Source organism: Streptomyces coeruleoprunus, assembly GCF_039542925.1.
In the GTDB taxonomy this organism is placed as follows: Bacteria; Actinomycetota; Actinomycetes; order Streptomycetales; family Streptomycetaceae; genus Streptomyces; species Streptomyces coeruleoprunus.
Genome location: NZ_BAABIT010000001.1, coordinates 3,389,118 through 3,404,669, shown reverse-complemented (window position 1 = coordinate 3,404,669; position 15,552 = coordinate 3,389,118). Strand labels below are relative to the sequence as shown.

Annotated in this window: 17 protein-coding genes; 11 read left to right on the top strand and 6 right to left on the bottom strand. The window is 72.5% G+C overall.

Annotation, left to right across the window (positions count from 1 at the left end; all coding sequences use genetic code 11):
• Window positions 1-6: 6 nt before the first annotated feature.
• The gene (dnaJ, locus tag ABEB09_RS14950; protein WP_345690398.1) at window positions 7-1,176 is read left to right on the top strand and encodes a molecular chaperone DnaJ; all 1,170 of its coding nucleotides are present in this window, start codon (window positions 7-9) and stop codon (window positions 1,174-1,176) included.
• A 4-nt stretch (window positions 1,177-1,180) separates the two neighbouring features.
• Window positions 1,181-1,630, top strand: a complete 450-nt coding sequence (locus ABEB09_RS14945) for a heat shock protein transcriptional repressor HspR (RefSeq protein ID WP_345690397.1) — start codon at window positions 1,181-1,183, stop codon at window positions 1,628-1,630.
• Window positions 1,631-1,861: 231 nt separating this feature from the next.
• Here the strand turns inward: ABEB09_RS14945 and ABEB09_RS14940 are convergent, their stop codons facing one another.
• Window positions 1,862-2,332, bottom strand: coding sequence for a hypothetical protein (locus ABEB09_RS14940; protein WP_345690396.1), 471 nt, complete (start codon window positions 2,330-2,332; stop codon window positions 1,862-1,864).
• A 1-nt stretch (window position 2,333) separates the two neighbouring features.
• Window positions 2,334-3,392, bottom strand: a complete 1,059-nt coding sequence (locus tag ABEB09_RS14935; RefSeq protein WP_345690395.1) for a helix-turn-helix transcriptional regulator — start codon at window positions 3,390-3,392, stop codon at window positions 2,334-2,336.
• 128 nt (window positions 3,393-3,520) lie between these two features.
• Here ABEB09_RS14935 and ABEB09_RS14930 point away from each other — a divergent pair, with 128 nt between their 5' ends.
• Both ABEB09_RS14930 and ABEB09_RS14925 read left to right on the top strand, forming a co-directional pair.
• Complete coding sequence (locus tag ABEB09_RS14930; RefSeq protein ID WP_345690394.1) at window positions 3,521-3,766, top strand: hypothetical protein; 246 nt, start codon at window positions 3,521-3,523, stop codon at window positions 3,764-3,766.
• The gene (locus ABEB09_RS14925) at window positions 3,763-4,080 is read left to right on the top strand and encodes a (2Fe-2S)-binding protein (RefSeq protein ID WP_345690393.1); all 318 of its coding nucleotides are present in this window, start codon (window positions 3,763-3,765) and stop codon (window positions 4,078-4,080) included. Before ABEB09_RS14930 ends, ABEB09_RS14925 begins: the two co-directional genes overlap by 4 nt.
• Before the next feature lie 133 nt (window positions 4,081-4,213).
• Here the strand turns inward: ABEB09_RS14925 and ABEB09_RS14920 are convergent, their stop codons facing one another.
• Entirely contained in the window at window positions 4,214-4,627 is a 414-nt protein-coding gene (locus ABEB09_RS14920; protein ID WP_345690392.1) for a pyridoxamine 5'-phosphate oxidase family protein, read from the bottom strand.
• A 126-nt stretch (window positions 4,628-4,753) separates the two neighbouring features.
• Here ABEB09_RS14920 and clpB point away from each other — a divergent pair, with 126 nt between their 5' ends.
• A complete protein-coding gene (clpB, locus tag ABEB09_RS14915) occupies window positions 4,754-7,345 on the top strand; it encodes an ATP-dependent chaperone ClpB (protein ID WP_345690391.1) in 2,592 nt (863 codons plus the stop codon).
• A 22-nt stretch (window positions 7,346-7,367) separates the two neighbouring features.
• Here the strand turns inward: clpB and ABEB09_RS14910 are convergent, their stop codons facing one another.
• Window positions 7,368-7,829: a hypothetical protein gene (locus ABEB09_RS14910; protein WP_345690390.1), complete on the bottom strand. Its 462-nt coding sequence runs from the start codon at window positions 7,827-7,829 to the stop codon at window positions 7,368-7,370.
• Between the two features lie 106 nt (window positions 7,830-7,935).
• Between ABEB09_RS14910 and ABEB09_RS14905 the strand changes: the two genes are divergently transcribed.
• A complete protein-coding gene (locus ABEB09_RS14905) occupies window positions 7,936-8,472 on the top strand; it encodes a type III secretion system chaperone family protein (RefSeq protein WP_345690389.1) in 537 nt (178 codons plus the stop codon).
• A gap of 73 nt (window positions 8,473-8,545) precedes the next feature.
• On the opposite strand, the gene ABEB09_RS14900 is transcribed toward ABEB09_RS14905, so the two are convergent.
• Entirely contained in the window at window positions 8,546-9,712 is a 1,167-nt protein-coding gene (locus ABEB09_RS14900) for a pyridoxal phosphate-dependent aminotransferase (RefSeq protein ID WP_380839347.1), read from the bottom strand.
• A gap of 33 nt (window positions 9,713-9,745) precedes the next feature.
• The gene (locus ABEB09_RS14895) at window positions 9,746-10,141 is read right to left on the bottom strand and encodes a hypothetical protein (RefSeq protein ID WP_345690387.1); all 396 of its coding nucleotides are present in this window, start codon (window positions 10,139-10,141) and stop codon (window positions 9,746-9,748) included.
• A 619-nt stretch (window positions 10,142-10,760) separates the two neighbouring features.
• On the opposite strand from ABEB09_RS14895, the gene ABEB09_RS14890 reads away from it, so the two are divergent.
• The 5 genes from ABEB09_RS14890 to pyrE all read left to right on the top strand — a co-directional run bounded on the left by ABEB09_RS14890 (window position 10,761) and on the right by pyrE (window position 15,400).
• On the top strand, window positions 10,761-11,318 hold the full coding sequence (locus ABEB09_RS14890) for a DUF2617 family protein (protein WP_345690386.1): 558 nt from the start codon (window positions 10,761-10,763) through the stop codon (window positions 11,316-11,318).
• Window positions 11,319-11,368: 50 nt separating this feature from the next.
• The gene (locus ABEB09_RS14885; RefSeq protein ID WP_345690385.1) at window positions 11,369-13,009 is read left to right on the top strand and encodes a polyamine aminopropyltransferase; all 1,641 of its coding nucleotides are present in this window, start codon (window positions 11,369-11,371) and stop codon (window positions 13,007-13,009) included.
• A gap of 61 nt (window positions 13,010-13,070) precedes the next feature.
• Window positions 13,071-13,988 carry an SRPBCC domain-containing protein gene (locus ABEB09_RS14880; RefSeq protein ID WP_345690384.1) on the top strand — a complete coding sequence of 306 codons (918 nt, stop codon included), beginning with the start codon at window positions 13,071-13,073 and terminating at the stop codon, window positions 13,986-13,988.
• A 17-nt stretch (window positions 13,989-14,005) separates the two neighbouring features.
• Entirely contained in the window at window positions 14,006-14,794 is a 789-nt protein-coding gene (locus tag ABEB09_RS14875; protein WP_345690383.1) for an aldose epimerase family protein, read from the top strand.
• Window positions 14,795-14,851: 57 nt separating this feature from the next.
• Window positions 14,852-15,400: an orotate phosphoribosyltransferase gene (pyrE, locus tag ABEB09_RS14870; RefSeq protein WP_345690382.1), complete on the top strand. Its 549-nt coding sequence runs from the start codon at window positions 14,852-14,854 to the stop codon at window positions 15,398-15,400.
• Window positions 15,401-15,552 lie beyond the last annotated feature (152 nt).

The window sequence follows — 15,552 nt, the reverse complement described above, 5'->3', positions numbered from 1 at the left end:
ACGTCGATGAGCACGAAGGACTTCGTCGAGAAGGACTACTACAAGGTCCTCGGCGTCCCCAAGGACGCCACCGAGGCCGAGATCAAGAAGGCGTACCGGAAGCTCGCCCGCGAGTTCCACCCGGACGCCAACAAGGGCGACGCGGAGGCGGAGGCCCGCTTCAAGGAGATCTCCGAGGCGAACGACATCCTCGGCGACCCGAAGAAGCGCAAGGAGTACGACGACGCGCGCGCCCTCTTCGGCAACGGCGGCTTCCGCGCCGGACCGGGCGCCGGCGGCTCGTTCAACTTCGACCTGGGCGACCTCTTCGGAGGCGGCGCCCAGGGCGGCGGCGCGGGTGGCTTCGGCGGCGGCCTCGGCGATGTGTTCGGCGGGCTGTTCAACCGGGGCGGCCCGGGTGCGCGCACCCAGCCGCGCCGCGGCCAGGACATCGAGTCCGAGGTGACGCTCAGCTTCACCGAGGCGGTCGACGGGGCCACGGTCCCGCTGCGGATGTCCAGCCAGCAGCCCTGCCAGGCCTGTTCCGGCACCGGCGACAAGCACGGCACGCCGCGGGTCTGCCCGACCTGCGTGGGCACCGGTCAGGTCTCGCGCGGCGGCAGCGGCTCCTTCTCGCTGACCGACCCGTGCGTGGACTGCAAGGGCCGCGGGCTCATCGCCCAGGACCCCTGCGACGTCTGCCACGGCAGCGGCCGCGCCAAGTCCTCCCGCACCATGCAGGTCCGCATCCCGGCGGGCGTCTCCGACGGGCAGCGGATCCGGCTGCGCGGCAAGGGCGCGCCCGGCGAGCGGGGCGGGCCGGCCGGTGACCTGTACGTGGTCGTGCACGTCGACGCCCACCCCGTCTTCGGGCGCAAGGGCGACAACCTCACCGTCACGGTGCCGGTCTCGTTCGACGAGGCGGCCCTGGGCGGCGAGATCAGGGTGCCGACCCTCGGCGGCCCCCCGGTCACGCTGAAGATCCCCGCCGGCACCCCCAACGGCCGCACCATGCGCGCCCGCGGCAAGGGCGCCGTCCGCAAGGACGGGACGCGCGGGGACCTGCTGGTCACCGTCGAGGTGGCCGTACCGCGGGAGCTGAGCGACAAGGCGCGCGAGGCCCTCGAGACGTATCGCCAGGCGACCGCGGGCGAGGACCCGCGGGCGGAGCTGTTCCAGGCCGCGAAGGGGGCTTGACGCAATGGACTCACGCCGACGCAACCCTTACGAACTGACCGACGAAACGCCCGTGTACGTCATCTCGGTGGCGGCGCAGCTCAGCGGTCTGCACCCGCAGACCCTGCGGCAGTACGACCGGCTGGGCCTGGTCTCGCCCGACCGTACGGCGGGGCGGGGCCGGCGCTACTCGGCCCGCGACATCGAGCTGCTGCGGCAGGTGCAGCAGCTGTCGCAGGACGAGGGCATCAACCTGGCCGGAATCAAGCGCATCATCGAGCTGGAGAACCAGGTCGCCGCGCTTCAGGCGCGGGTCGCGGAGCTGAGCGCGGCGGTCGAGGGTGCGGCGGCGGCGATGCGTCAGCGCGAGGCGCAGGTGCACGCGTCGTACCGGCGGGACCTGGTGCCGTACCAGGACGTGCAGCAGACGAGCGCGCTGGTGGTCTGGCGCCCGGGGAACAAGCGCGGCGAATGAATCCACTGGAAGGCCCCCTCCTCGGAGGGGGCCTTCCGCACAACTGCGGCCCGCGGCCGGGGGCCGGTCCTCCTTGCGGGCTGGCGTTGCCGTTTCGCTGTGGGCAGTCCTTCCGCTGGGGCGGATCGGGTGGGCACAGCGGAACGGCCCCCCGGCCTGAGGCTCCGCCCCCTGCGCGCCACCACGGTGGGTGGGTCCGGGGGTGGGCGGCTGACCCTGGTGGGGGTGGGGTCAGGGCGTCAGGTCGCCGATGAATTCCAGGGCCGTCTGCCACCACGGCTGGGCGCCGGTGCCGAAGGCTGCGGCCAGGGTGGTGCCGACGGCCACGTCCAGGGGCGTGACCTCCTCGTGCCATTCGGCGCCGACCACGCCGTCGCCCGACGAGTCGAGCAGGCCGAGCCGGTGACCGTCGCGCAGGAGGCGGCTCTCGCCGTACGAGCAGGGCACGAGCCGGTAGGCCGTACCGTCGTCGAGGGTCACGTCCACCCGGTACGAGCGCCGGGACAGCCGTCCCCTCGCGGGGGCGATGCGGGCGGGCGTGCCGTCGACGGTCAGGGTGAGGAGCGCGGCGTCGCGGGTGCCGATCGGGATGTGCGGGGACGCCTCGGTGCCGGAGCCGCGGACGAGGCGTACGGGCGGCAGGTCCGGACCCGTGACGTCGAGGGTGCCGGCCTCGTGGTCGAGGGCGACGGTGGGTTCCATGTCAGTTCACCGGTCCTGTCGCGCGCTCGTGTTCCCGCGGGTCCGGCACCGTGCCGCGCGGCGGGCACTGCCCCGGCTCCTCCTGCTCCAGGATCCCGGACCGGGCGATGAGGTAGCCGAGTTGGGCCCGGCTGCCGCTGCCCAGGGTGGAGGCCAGCTTGGCGATGTGCGCGCGGCAGGTGCGCACGTTCATGCCCAGGCGCCGGGCGATGGCCTCGTCCACATGGCCTTCGACGAGGAGCTTGGCGATGGACCGCTGGATGCCGCTTATGCCGTTGAGGGCGGGCGTGTACGCGACGACCTCCTCCTCCCACGGGATGCCGTGGAGCCAGAACTGGTCGAAGACGCCCACCAGATAGCGCACCAGCCCCTCGTGCCGCAGTTCCAGGGCGACTTGACGGTCGCTCCGGGCCGGGATGAAGGCGACCTTGCGGTCGACGATGATGAGCCGGTCGATGATCTCTTCCAGCGTGCGTACCTCGAGGCCGTACGGGGTGATGCGCTCGACGTAGCCCATGGTCGCCGAGTGGTGCCGGGCCGTGTGCTGGTACAGGGTGCGCATCCGGACACCGCGGCCGAGCAGCGGCTCCACGCGGCGCAGGGCGGCCTTGACGGTCTCGGGTTTGCGGCCGCTACCGGGCTGGATGGTGAGCAGCTCCACCGAGCACTCGTCCATCACCCGGTCCAGCGCGGCGTTGATGACGGTGAGCCCCTCCAGGACGTTGATGGCCTCCGTGGCGGCGGGGGCCGCCGCCGTGATGGTCATGAACGGCTCGAATGCATCGCACAACGACAGCGCGCGCTGTCTGCGCTGCTGGATCTCCCGCTCGATGGGGTGTATCAGCTGATTGAGAGCGATCGACGGAGGCACGGGCCGCAGCCACTGGGCGTCGTCCGGGTCCGGGTGCAGCAGGGCGAGATCGATGAGGCAGGGCGCCGCGTCGACTTCCGAGCGGGCTATCCGGCCGGCGCGCAGGGCGGCCGCGTACAGGTGCTTTCCGGCTTCGCACAGCTCGTCATGACTGTGCCCGGTTTCCGGATCGTCCACCTTAGACCGCATTTGCACCCCCCTCAGGGTCCTGTATTTCAGGAACATGATGCCTGTATCGGCTGGTGGAAGCGTTCGGAGTGAGCCATCGTCTTAGGCGCGGGGGAGGAGGTAAGGACAAAAAGAGGTGGAGATCGTCCATGACCAGGATGGTTCGTGCACTTAGCGCCATAGCTGTTGCCGCAGCGGTCGCTGTCGGCATCGCCGCCCCGAGCGGCGAGCCGTCGTGGGACAGCGTTGCCGCGGACAGCCTCACCGCAGGTGAGCCCGCGTGGGAGGCGGGACCGGCGAGCCCGCGCGAGCCCTCGTGGGAGGTCGCCCCGTCCGACTCCGGTGAGCCCTCCTGGGAGCGTTCCAAGGACCTCACGGCGGTGGCCGCGGCATGAACGTTCCCGACGACTCCCGTTTCCGGCGCGAGATGGCGTCCGCCTACCGATCCGGGTGGCACTTCATCGACCTCGTCACCGCCGTGCCCCAGGGTGGCGATTCGTTGATGGTCACCCTCTTCGGGGAGCCGATCGTCATCACCCGCGGGGACGACGAGGACATCCGCGCCTACCGGTGCCTGCGCCGGCCCCGGGGCGCGCCGCAGCCCGTCCGCTGCGCCATTCGCTACGGAATGATTTTCGTCAACCTCGACCAGCGGGACCACCAGCTGGTCGAGCCCGAGACCACCACCGCCACCCCCCGCAGCGCCTGAGCGGTTCCCCCGTCGTTGTAGATCGCTCAGGTGCTTCCCCCACACAGCGGCGTCATCGTGGACCTGAAACACGATGGCGCCGCTGTGCTTTTGCGTAAGTGACCTGTCCCGGACGGCCACGGCGGCGGCGGCCCTACGCGCGGCCCATCGCCCGGGTCAGCGTGATCTCGATGACCACGCGGTCCGGGTTCGGCGTGGGCGTCCGCCCGTACCGGTCCGCGTAGCGCGCGACGGCGTCCGCGACGGCCTCCGGCTCCGTACGGATCACGGCCCGGCCCTCCAGCGTCGCCCAGCGGCCCGCGTCCACCTGGCACACCGCCACGCGCGCGCCCTCCGGTCCGGCGGCCAGCACGTTGGCGACCTTGCGGCTGTGCTTGTTGGTGATCACCCGGGCGATGCCCTTCGGGCCGCCCTCGGGGTCGAACGTCACCCCCACCGCCACGACGTGCGGCGTTCCGTCGGGGCGGATCGTGGTGAGCGTGCACATGTGGCGCTCGCGCCAGAAGCTGACATAGGACTCGTCGGGGTCGCGCAGGTCGATGGCCATGCGCGCGAACCTACCGGCGACTGCTGGCACCCACCACCTTGAGTGGAATACACTCAACTTTGTGGACATTGCATAGGTCATAGGGCATAGGGCCAGGTCATCGGGTACGAGGAGGAACCAGCACCAGTGGACGCCGAGCTGACCAACAAGAGCCGGGACGCGCTCAACACCGCCACCAGCCGCGCCGTGTCCGAAGGACACCCGGACCTCACTCCGGCGCACCTGCTGCTGGCGCTGCTCTCCGGCCGCGACAACGAGAACCTGACGGACCTGCTCGCCGCCGTCGAGGCCGACCAGGCCGCCGTACGCTCCGGTGCCGAGCGGCTGCTCGCCGCCCTGCCCAGCGTCACCGGCTCCACGGTCGCCCCGCCGCAGCCCAACCGCGACCTGCTCGCCGTCATCGCGGACGCCCAGGCGCGCGCCCGCGACCTCGGCGACGACTACCTGTCCACGGAGCACCTGCTCATCGGCACCGCCGCCAAGGGCGGCCCGGCGGGCGAGCTGCTCACGCAGCAGGGCGCCGGGGCGAAGCGGCTGCTGGACGCGTTCGAGAAGACCAGGGGAGGGCGCCGGGTGACCACACCCGACCCGGAGGGCCAGTACAAGGCCCTGGAGAAGTTCGGTACGGATTTCACGGCCGCCGCCCGCGAGGGCAAGCTCGACCCGGTCATCGGCCGGGACCACGAGATCCGCCGCGTCGTGCAGGTGCTCTCGCGCCGCACCAAGAACAACCCGGTCCTCATCGGCGAGCCCGGCGTCGGCAAGACCGCCGTCGTCGAGGGCCTCGCCCAGCGCATCGTCAAGGGCGACGTGCCCGAGTCCCTGCGCGACAAGCGGCTCGTGGCCCTGGACCTCGGCGCGATGGTCGCGGGCGCCAAGTACCGCGGCGAGTTCGAGGAACGGCTCAAGACCGTGCTCTCCGAGATCAAGGAGAGCGAGGGCAGGATCATCACCTTCATCGACGAGCTGCACACCGTCGTCGGCGCGGGCGCCGGCGGCGACTCCGCCATGGACGCCGGCAACATGCTCAAGCCGATGCTCGCCCGCGGTGAGCTGCGCATGGTCGGCGCGACCACCCTGGACGAGTACCGCGAGCGCATCGAGAAGGACCCCGCCCTGGAGCGGCGCTTCCAGCAGGTCCTGGTCGCCGAGCCGACCGTCGAGGACACCATCGCGATCCTGCGCGGCCTCAAGGGCCGGTACGAGGCCCACCACAAGGTCCAGATCGCCGACTCCGCGCTGGTCGCCGCCGCCACGCTCTCCGACCGGTACATCACCTCCCGCTTCCTGCCCGACAAGGCCATCGACCTCGTGGACGAGGCCGCGTCCCGGCTCCGCATGGAGATCGACTCCTCGCCCGTCGAGATCGACGAACTCCAGCGGGCCGTCGACCGGCTCAAGATGGAGGAGCTGGCACTCGCCAAGGAGACCGACCCGGCCTCCAAGGAGCGCCTGGAGAAGCTGCGCCGCGACCTCGCCGACAAGGAGGAGGAGCTGCGCGGCCTGACCGCCCGCTGGGAGAAGGAGAAGCAGTCCCTCAACCGCGTGGGCGAGCTGAAGGAGCAGCTCGACGACCTGCGCGGGCAGGCCGAGCGGGCCCAGCGCGACGGCGACTTCGACACCGCGTCCAAGCTGCTGTACGGCGAGATCCCGGCCCTCCAGCGGGAGCTGGAGGCCGCCACGGCCGCCGAGGCGCAGCAGGAGGCCGCGAAGAACCCCATGGTCAAGGAGGAGGTCGGCCCGGACGACATCGCCGACGTCGTCGGCGCCTGGACCGGCATCCCCGCCGGCCGCCTCCTGGAGGGCGAGACGCAGAAGCTGCTGCGCATGGAGGAGGAGCTCGGCAAGCGGCTGATCGGCCAGCAGGAGGCCGTCCGGGCCGTCTCCGACGCGGTGCGCCGCACCCGCGCCGGCATCGCCGACCCCGACCGGCCGACCGGGTCGTTCCTCTTCCTCGGCCCGACCGGCGTCGGAAAGACGGAGCTGGCCAAGGCCCTCGCGGACTTCCTCTTCGACGACGAGCGGGCCATGGTCCGCATCGACATGAGCGAGTACGGCGAGAAGCACTCCGTCGCCCGGCTCGTCGGCGCGCCCCCCGGCTACGTCGGCTACGAGGAGGGCGGCCAGCTGACGGAAGCGGTGCGCCGCCGCCCGTACAGCGTCGTGCTCCTCGACGAGGTCGAGAAGGCCCACCCCGAGGTCTTCGACATCCTGCTCCAGGTCCTCGACGACGGGCGCCTGACGGACGGTCAGGGCCGTACGGTCGACTTCCGCAACACCATCCTCGTCCTCACCTCGAACCTGGGCAGCCAGTACCTGGTGGAGCCCCTGACGAGCGAGGCGGAGAAGCGGGAGCAGGTCCTGGAGGTGGTCCGCGCCTCGTTCAAGCCGGAGTTCCTCAACAGGCTCGACGACCTGGTCGTCTTCTCGTCGCTGACCCGCGACGAGCTGGCCCGGATCGCCGAGCTGCAGATCGGCGGCCTGGCCCGCCGCCTCGCCGAGCGCCAGCTGGCCCTGGACGTCACGCCCGCCGCGCTGGACTGGCTCGCCGACGAGGGCAACGACCCGGTGTACGGCGCCCGTCCGCTGCGCCGCCTCGTCCAGACGGCGATCGGCGACCGGCTCGCCAAGGCGATCCTGTCCGGCGAGGTCAAGGACGGAGACACGGTCCGCGTGGACCGCGCGGACGAGGGGCTGACGGTGGGCCGCGCGTCGTAGCCCGCCGCCCGGCCCCGGCCGGTCACATGTCGAAGGCGAGGAGACGTACGAGGGCGGTGTCCCCGTCCTCGTACGTCGCCCGGACGCTCACGGACGACAGGTCGGCGTCCCCGATCTCGATGCCCGCGCACAGGTCCTGCTCGCAGGACGGACGCGGCTCGTGCCCCGGGTACGTGGCGTCCAGCCAGCCCGCCAGCTCGTCGCGCGGCATCCGGAACTCGATCGTCACCTGGGTGTCCTGCCAGGACGCGGCCGTGCACCGCTCGTCCCGCGCCCCCGCCGGGAGCGTGGCCCGCGCGAAGTCGGCCGCCTCGGCGCACGACACCTGCTGCGGTTCCACGGCCCGCGAGAACGCCCACGCGCCCCACGCGACGGCCACCCCGGGCAGGCCGCAGAACAGGACCGCGGTCGCCCCGCCGATCCACCACCACTTCCGCCGGCGCCGGGCGGCGTCCCGGTCCTGCAGCTCGTCCGTGTCCCCCATGGCGGCAGATCATGTCAGCCCGCAGCGGATCGCCGCCCGGCGGGCTTGCCACCGACCCGTCGCGATGGGGGAGGATGGCCGCTATCCGTACGAAGGGAATAACCCGGTGAGCATCGACCCGTCCTCGATTCCGAACTTCGGGGCACAACCCCAGCCTCAGGCAGCAGGACCGGCGGGCCCCGTCGTCCCCGACCAGGACCTGGTCAAGCAGCTCCTCGAGCAGATGGAGCTCAAGTACGTCGTCGACGACGAGGGCGACCTGGCGGCGCCGTGGGAGGACTTCCGCACCTACTTCATGTTCCGTGGCGAGGCGGAGCAGCAGGTCTTCTCGGTCCGGACCTTCTACGACCGGCCGCACCCGGCCGAGGACCGGATCAAGATCATGGAGATGGTGGACGACTGGAACCGCCGCACCCTGTGGCCCAAGGTCTACACGCACCTCCACGAGGACGAGCAGGGCGGGGCGACCGTCCGCCTGATCGGCGAGGCCCAGATGCTGATCGGCACGGGCGTGAGCCTGGAGCACTTCGTGTCGTCCACGGTCAGCTGGGTCCGCGCGTCGATCGAGTTCGACAAGTGGATGGCCGAGCAGCTCGGCCTGGAGACCGGCGAGGGCGACGAGAACCCCGGCGAAGAGGCCTGAGCGAGGCCTCGGCGACGCCTCGGCCCGCGGGGCGGTGAACCGGTACCGTCCCGGTTCACCGCCCCGCACGCCGTCACAGCGCCGACAGGCGCTTCACCGCGTCCTGCAACACCTCCGTGCGCTTGCAGAACGCGAACCGCACGAACGGCGCCCCCTGCGCCTGGTGGTCGTAGAACACCGCGTTGGGCACCGCCACCACACCGCACCGCTCCGGCAGCGACCGGCAGAACGCCACCCCGTCCGACGCGCCCAGCGGGCGGATGTCGGCGGTGACGAAATACGTCCCGGCCGGCCGGTACACCGCGAAGCCGGCCGCCGCCAGCCCCTCGCTCAGCACGTCCCGCTTGGCGCGCAGGTCGGCGCGGAACCCTTCGAAGTAGCTCTCCGGCAGCCGCAGCGCCTCCGCGATCGCGTACTGGAACGGCCCCGACGCCACGTACGTCAGGAACTGCTTCGTCGTCCGCACGGCGGCCGTCAGCTCGGGCGGCGCGGTCAGCCAGCCCACCTTCCACCCCGTGAACGAGAACGTCTTGCCGGCCGACGAGATCGTGACCGTGCGCTCCCGCATCCCGGGGAAGGCCGCGATCGGCAGGTGCGCGGCGCCGTCGAAGACCAGGTGCTCGTACACCTCGTCGGTGACCACCAGCAGGTCCCGCTCGACGGCCAGCGCCGCCACGGCGGCCAGCTCCTCGCGGGACAGGACGGTGCCCGTCGGGTTGTGCGGGGTGTTCAGCAGGATCAGCCGCGTGCGGTCCGTGACGGCGGCCCGCAGCTCGTCCAGGTCCAGCACGAACCGCCCCTCGCGCGGGTGCAGCGTGACGGGCACCCGCGTGCCGCCCGCCATCGCGATGCACGCGGCGTACGAGTCGTAGTACGGCTCCAGGGCGATCACCTCGTCGCCCGGCTCGACCAGCGCCAGCAGGGACGCCGCGATCGCCTCCGTCGCGCCCGCCGTGACCAGCACCTCCGTGTCCGGGTCGTACACCAGGCCGTACCGCAGCCGCTGGTGCTCGGCGATCGCGGCGCGCAGCTCGGGCACCCCGGGGCCCGGCGGGTACTGGTTGCCGCGGCCGTCGCGCAGCGCCCGGACGGCCGCCTCGCGCACCTCCTCGGGGCCGTCGGTGTCGGGGAAGCCCTGGCCCAGGTTGATCGACCCGGTGGCGGCCGCGAGGGCGGACATCTCCGCGAAGATCGTCGTACCGAACCCGGCGAGGCGGCGGTTGAGCGGTGCTCTGGTCATGGCGGCCATCCTGGGGCGAACCTCTGGACTTCCTCAAGTGCGCTTTGAGCGGTGTGGCGCAAGGGGATCCCCCAGCCACATACGTACGAACGGATGAATGGGGGAGACGACGATGAGTGTCCAGCTGATGATCGCCGTCCTGGCCGTGCCGGTTTTCGTGATCGCGGTGATCGCGATGGTGTCGGCGTCGGGGCGGCACGCACGGCGGCGTTCGGCGCAGGGCAGCTGGTGGGCGGGCGGCACGTCGTCCTCCTCCTCCACCACGTCCTCCTCCTGCTCCTCCTCGTACTCCTGCGGCTCGTCGTCCTCTTCCTGCTCGTCGTCCTCCTCCTGCTCGTCGTCGTCGGGGTCGTCCTGCGGCGGCGGGTCGTCCTGCTGAAACCTCTGGACTTCCTCAATTCGGGTTGGCACGAAGGACGGTGGGGGCATCCCCCACTCACACACGACACGGGGGGCGGTGGGACCTATGGAGTTTCTGATCGTGGGGATCGTCGTGGTGGCGGTCTTCTTGTTGTTCTCCCGTGGATCGGGCGGGGGAGGCCGCAGCGGCTCCGGCGGAGGTTCCGGCGGCGGGGGCTGCGGCGGCGGAGGCGGCTGTGGCGGCGGATGTGGCGGCGGCGGCTGACGCGGGGGAGGAACGCCATGACCGGAGCGCTGGTCGTGTTCTCGGCACTGGCACTGGTCGCCCTCGGACTGGCGGCCCTGAGAGGCGGTGGCGGAGGCGGCTGACACGGGGCAGCCGGTCCATTGCCACACTGGGGCGCCCGGCGGGAGGGAACTCCCGCCGGGCGCGCCCCGGTTGAGCGCCTGTGCGCCCTTTTATTCGTTATTTGGTGAACAGTTGAACGGTCCGGCTTTCGCGGGTATGGAAACCGCGCAAAGTTGGGTAAAGACGCTGTGAGCCTCGCGCGGTTCATGATTCCCTCGCTGTCGAGAACATCGAGCCCTCGGACCTCGTGTGGACCCCGAGCCGGCACCCCAAGTCCCCTCGCACATCTTCCGGGACTCGCCCCGGTCCACCCGTCAACCGTGCCTGCGGAGCTGACTCATGCTCACGACCCTCCAGACCGCCTACACCGACACGCGCGCAGCCGACCTGGCCTGGGCCCTGGGTCGCGAGGCGCTGCCCGCCCTCGCCGTGCTCGACCTCGAACTGTCCGGCGCCACCCTCCAGCTGAGACTGCTCGGCGCCTCCCACCAGGTCCTGCTGGAGGAGGAGCAGGGCAGCTGCTCCGAGACCGTCGCCTGCATGCCCGGCAGCAGCACCCCGCTGCCGCTGGGCGTGGCCAAGCGGATCGGCGACTGGGAGTACGAGTTCGCCGCCCGGGTCGAGACCCTGTCGCAGGGCTCGTTCGCGGGCCGCGCCCAGGAGTTGCTGGCGCTCGTCGCCGACCATCCGCACGGCCTCGCCGGCACGTTCCCGGGCTCGCCGCACGCCTTCACGGCCATGCTGGCGCAGCGCCACGAGGGGAAGGTCCGATGGCGCACCTGGCACGCGTATCCACAGGAGGGACAGCTCGTGGTGACGCGCACCAGCGTGGGGTTCCACCCGCCGTCACGGCACCGGAAGCCCCGGGCCGGTTCCATGCCTTCAACGCGCCGGTAGCACTCGTGTGGGTGACTATTGGCAAGGAGGGCGTGACGTAGCGTTAATACGTGATCGAAGCGCCCGCCTCCGCCTCCGCGCCGCCGTCCACGGGGACGGCGGCGCAGTCGTCCGCGCGGCGGCGCGCCGGACGGTTCCTGGTGCTGGCGGTCGTCTTCGTCTGCGCCGCGTGCGGGCTGGTGTACGAACTGGAGCTGGTCGCCCTCGCCTCGTACCTGATCGGCGACTCGGTCACCCAGGCGTCCGTCGTGCTGTCCGTGATGGTCTTCGCGATGGGCGTCGGCTCGCTGCTCGCCAAACGGCTGCGCTGCCGGGCCGCCGTCGGCTTCGGACTGGTGGAGGCGCTGCTCGCCCTGATCGGCGGATGCTCGGCCCTCGCGCTGTACGCCTCGTTCGCCTGGCTCGGCGGCTCGCGACACGCCCTGGTGGCGTTCTCGCTGGCCATCGGCGTGCTGATCGGCGCCGAGATACCGCTGCTGATGACGCTGATCCAGCGGATCTCCCGGCGCGCCCGGCAGGACGCGGGCGGCGCCGTCGCCGACCTGTTCGCCGCCGACTACGTGGGGGCGCTCGTCGGCGGGCTCGCCTTCCCGTTCCTGCTGCTGCCCTGGCTGGGCCAGCTGACCAGCGCGCTGCTCACCGGCGCGGTCAACGCCGTGGCGGGCGCGGCGCTGGTGCTCTGGCTGTTCGGCCGGGACCTGACCGTGCGTGAGCGGTGGCTGCTCCTCGTGGCCAACGCCCTGGTGCTCGGCGTGCTCGCCACGGCGGCCGTCCTCGTCGACGACTTCGAGCGCGCCGCGCGCCGCGCGGTCTACGGAGAGCAGGTCCGCGTCGCGGTCCAGACGCCCGTCCAGGAGATCGTCGTGACCGGCAGCAGCGAAGGCCCGCCGGACCTGTTCCTGGACGGCCGGCTGAGGATCAGCGGACGCGACGAGTACCGCTACCACCAGGCGCTCGTCCACCCGGCGATGCGCGGCCCGCACGGCCGCGTCGTCATCCTCGGCGGCGGCGACGGGCTCGCCGCGCGCGAGGTCCTGCGGTACGACGACGTGGAGTCGGTGACCGTCGTCGAGATGGACCCGGGCGTCGTGTTCCTGGCCCGTACCGACCCGGCGCTCGCGCGGCTCAACGGGCACGCCTACGGCGACCGGCGCGTGCGCGTCGTGCACGCCGACGCCTTCCGCTGGCTCAGGACCGAGGCCCGGCCCGGGGCGTACGACGTGGTGATCTCCGACCTTCCCAACCCGGGCATCACGGCGAGCGCCAAGCTCTACTCGGAGGAGTTCTACGGGCTCACCGCGCGCGCCCTCGCCGACGGCGGCCGCCTCGCCGTCCACGCAGGGCCCATGCGGGCGCGGCCGCACACCTACTGGACGGTCGAGGCCACGCTCCGCGCCGCCGGGTTCACGACTCGGCCGTACGACGTGACGGGCGACCCCACCGGGTTCGCCGGCGGGCCCGACAGGTCCACCGGCCGGCCCGCCCGCGCCCCGCACGACTGGGGCCTGATCCTCGCCGCGCCCGCCGCCGGCCCCGGCACCGTCCCGCCGCCGCTCGGGCTCGCCACCGGGGCGCCCGGACGTGACGTGCCGACCCTCGCGGCGCTGCGGGCCGGTGCGCGCCGCGCCGAGGCGGCCCGCCCGCCCCGGCTGCCGTCCTCGACGCTCGTCCACCCGAGGTACGGGAGCTGAGCCGGATTCGCTCGCGCGGGATCGGGGACGGGACGGCCGTGCGTGGGTAGGCTCGGCTTCCATGGAGCATGAGGTGTTCGTTCCGGTTGCCGTACAGACCCTCCGCGACGCGCTGGCCGACCCCGCCCGCGTCGCCCGCTGCGTCCCCGGGCTCCAGCAGGACGCGGACGCGTCGGCGGGCCCGCTGTCGGGCCGCCTCCGGGTGCGCGTCGGCGGGCACACCATCACCTACCGGGGCGCCCTGCGCGTGGTCGCCCGGGAGGACGGGGCGTACGCGGTGGAGGGCGAGGGCACCGAGGCGCGCGGTACGGGGACGGTGAAGCTCGCGCTGACCCTGCTGCCCGAGCCGGCCGAGGGCGGGACGACGCTCGCCTTCACGGGCACGGCCCACGCCGAGGGCCGGCTCGCGGAGCTGCCGCACGACGTGGTGACGAGCGCGGCACACCGCCTGCTGGACCGCTTCGGCGAGGCACTGGGATCCCTCGCGGAGGCCGCCGCCGACGCGTACGCGGCCGACGACGACGAGGACGGCGGCGACCTGTACGCCGCCGGCGCGGACGACTCCGGCCTGGACCACAGCGGGCTGGGGGACGACCTCGACGCGGTCGCCGGCTCCCTCGACGACGACGGCGACGTGGACGACGACGGTGTGGACGACGGCGCGGAGGAGCCCCGGCGGAGCGTCTTCGACACACCCGTTCCGCCGTCCTCCCTCGACCCGCTCCTTGACGACGAGTTCGCCGTGGGCGCCGACGCCTCCCCCGGCGACCCCGGCCCCGAGGCCGCCCACGCCCGGCGCACGATGATCGGCCGCAGCGCCGAGGAGGTCGACCACGCCCCGCCGCGCGGCCGGTACGCCCCGCAGCCCGGCCCGGACACCGGCGGCGCGTCCGGCGCGCTGCGCTGGCTGGTCCCCGCCGCCGCGCTTGCGGTTGCCTCGGCCGTGGTCGTCGGGCGCGCCCTGCGCCGCCGCAAGTAGGGTCGGGCGGTGTGAACATGAGCGAAGAGGAGATCCGGCTGGCCGCCGGAGACGTCGAGTTGACCGTCACCCCGGCGAACGGCTGCCGCATCAGCAGCCTCCGCGTCGGCGGCACCGAACTGCTGCGGCAGGGCGAGCGGTACGGCTGCTTCCCGATGGTGCCGTGGTGCGGGCGGACCGCGCGGGGCACGTTCCTGAACGGCGCGACGGTCCACCACCTGCCGCTGAACTCGCCGCCCCACGCCATCCACGGCACCGGCCGCGACACCGCGTGGCACACCGCTCGCGCCGACAAGGCCGAGGCGGTGTTCACGTACGACCTGGCCGAGCCCTGGCCGTACCCAGGCCGCGTCACGCAGACGTTCGCGCTGACCGAGGACTCCCTCACCCTGCAGCTGGGCGTCGAGACGTACGGCGACTCGTTCCCCGCGCAGGCGGGCTGGCACCCGTGGTTCCTGCGCACCCTGGGCGGGAGCGAGGTGACGCTGGACTTCGCGCCCGCGTGGCAGGAGGAGCGCGGCGAGGACCACCTCCCCACCGGCCGCCGGATCGATCCGCTGCCCGGCCCGTGGGACGACTGCTTCGGCATGCCCGACGGCGTGGACGTCACGCTCACCTGGCCGGAGCGGCTGGAGCTGAAGGTCACCAGCCGCGCGCCCTGGGTCGTCGTGTACGACGAGCAGGAGGCCGCCGTCTGTGTCGAGCCGCAGTCGGGCCCGCCGAACGGGCTGAACACCGAGCCGCGGCTGGTCACGCCCATCGACCCGCTGGAGATCGCGACGACGTGGACGTGGCGCCGCCTCTGACGGCGCCGCCTCCGGCTCCGGCGTGCCCCGCCGGTGGCTCCGCTTAAGCTCGTGGGCATGACTGACGTACGAGCCGATCTGCTCCAGCAGATCAAGGACAAGGCCGTGGTGCACGGCAAGGTGACCCTCTCCTCGGGTCTGGAGGCCGACTACTACGTCGACCTGCGCCGGATCACGCTGGACGGCGCGGCCGCGCCGCTCGTCGGTCAGGTCATGCTCGATCTGACCGCCGACCTGGAGTTCGACGCGGTGGGCGGTCTGACCCTGGGCGCCGACCCGGTCGCCACGTCGATGCTGCACGCCGCCGCCGCCCGCGGCCGCACCCTGGACGCCTTCGTCGTCCGCAAGGCCGCCAAGGCCCACGGCATGCAGCGCCGGGTCGAGGGCCCGGACATCAAGGGCCGCCGCGTCCTGGTCGTCGAGGACACCTCCACCACCGGCGGCTCCCCGCTGACCGCCGTCGAGGCGGTCCGCGAGGCCGGCGCGGAGGTCGTCGCCGTGGCCACGATCGTGGACCGCGCGACCGGTGCCGCGGAGAAGATCAGCGAGACGGCGGGCGTGCCGTACCGCTATGCGTACGCGCTGGACGAGCTGGGTCTTGCCTGACCTTTTTCCGCTCTGACCTGCGGTTCTTCGGGCGGGTGGACCGTTTCACGTGAAACGGTCCACCCGCCTCGCACATCGGGGCGGTCCAAGGGGTGGAGCCTGCGGGGCGGTCTGGAAAGATAGGTGCGACGATGACGTCGCCCCCAGGTCAG

Bases quoted from the DNA above. Each gene is read 5' to 3' on its own strand.
- dnaJ (WP_345690398.1), top strand. From the start codon at position 7: ATGAGCACGAAGGACTTCGTCGAGAAGGACTACTACAAGGTCCTCGGC.
- ABEB09_RS14945 (WP_345690397.1), top strand. From the start codon at position 1,181: ATGGACTCACGCCGACGCAACCCTTACGAACTGACCGACGAAACGCCC.
- ABEB09_RS14940 (WP_345690396.1), bottom strand. From the start codon at position 2,332: ATGGAACCCACCGTCGCCCTCGACCACGAGGCCGGCACCCTCGACGTC.
- ABEB09_RS14935 (WP_345690395.1), bottom strand. From the start codon at position 3,392: ATGCGGTCTAAGGTGGACGATCCGGAAACCGGGCACAGTCATGACGAG.
- ABEB09_RS14930 (WP_345690394.1), top strand. From the start codon at position 3,521: ATGACCAGGATGGTTCGTGCACTTAGCGCCATAGCTGTTGCCGCAGCG.
- ABEB09_RS14925 (WP_345690393.1), top strand. From the start codon at position 3,763: ATGAACGTTCCCGACGACTCCCGTTTCCGGCGCGAGATGGCGTCCGCC.
- ABEB09_RS14920 (WP_345690392.1), bottom strand. From the start codon at position 4,627: ATGGCCATCGACCTGCGCGACCCCGACGAGTCCTATGTCAGCTTCTGG.
- ABEB09_RS14910 (WP_345690390.1), bottom strand. From the start codon at position 7,829: ATGGGGGACACGGACGAGCTGCAGGACCGGGACGCCGCCCGGCGCCGG.
- ABEB09_RS14900 (WP_380839347.1), bottom strand. From the start codon at position 9,712: ATGACCAGAGCACCGCTCAACCGCCGCCTCGCCGGGTTCGGTACGACG.
- ABEB09_RS14895 (WP_345690387.1), bottom strand. From the start codon at position 10,141: ATGCCCCCACCGTCCTTCGTGCCAACCCGAATTGAGGAAGTCCAGAGG.
- ABEB09_RS14890 (WP_345690386.1), top strand. From the start codon at position 10,761: ATGCTCACGACCCTCCAGACCGCCTACACCGACACGCGCGCAGCCGAC.
- ABEB09_RS14880 (WP_345690384.1), top strand. From the start codon at position 13,071: ATGGAGCATGAGGTGTTCGTTCCGGTTGCCGTACAGACCCTCCGCGAC.
- ABEB09_RS14875 (WP_345690383.1), top strand. From the start codon at position 14,006: ATGAGCGAAGAGGAGATCCGGCTGGCCGCCGGAGACGTCGAGTTGACC.
- pyrE (WP_345690382.1), top strand. From the start codon at position 14,852: ATGACTGACGTACGAGCCGATCTGCTCCAGCAGATCAAGGACAAGGCC.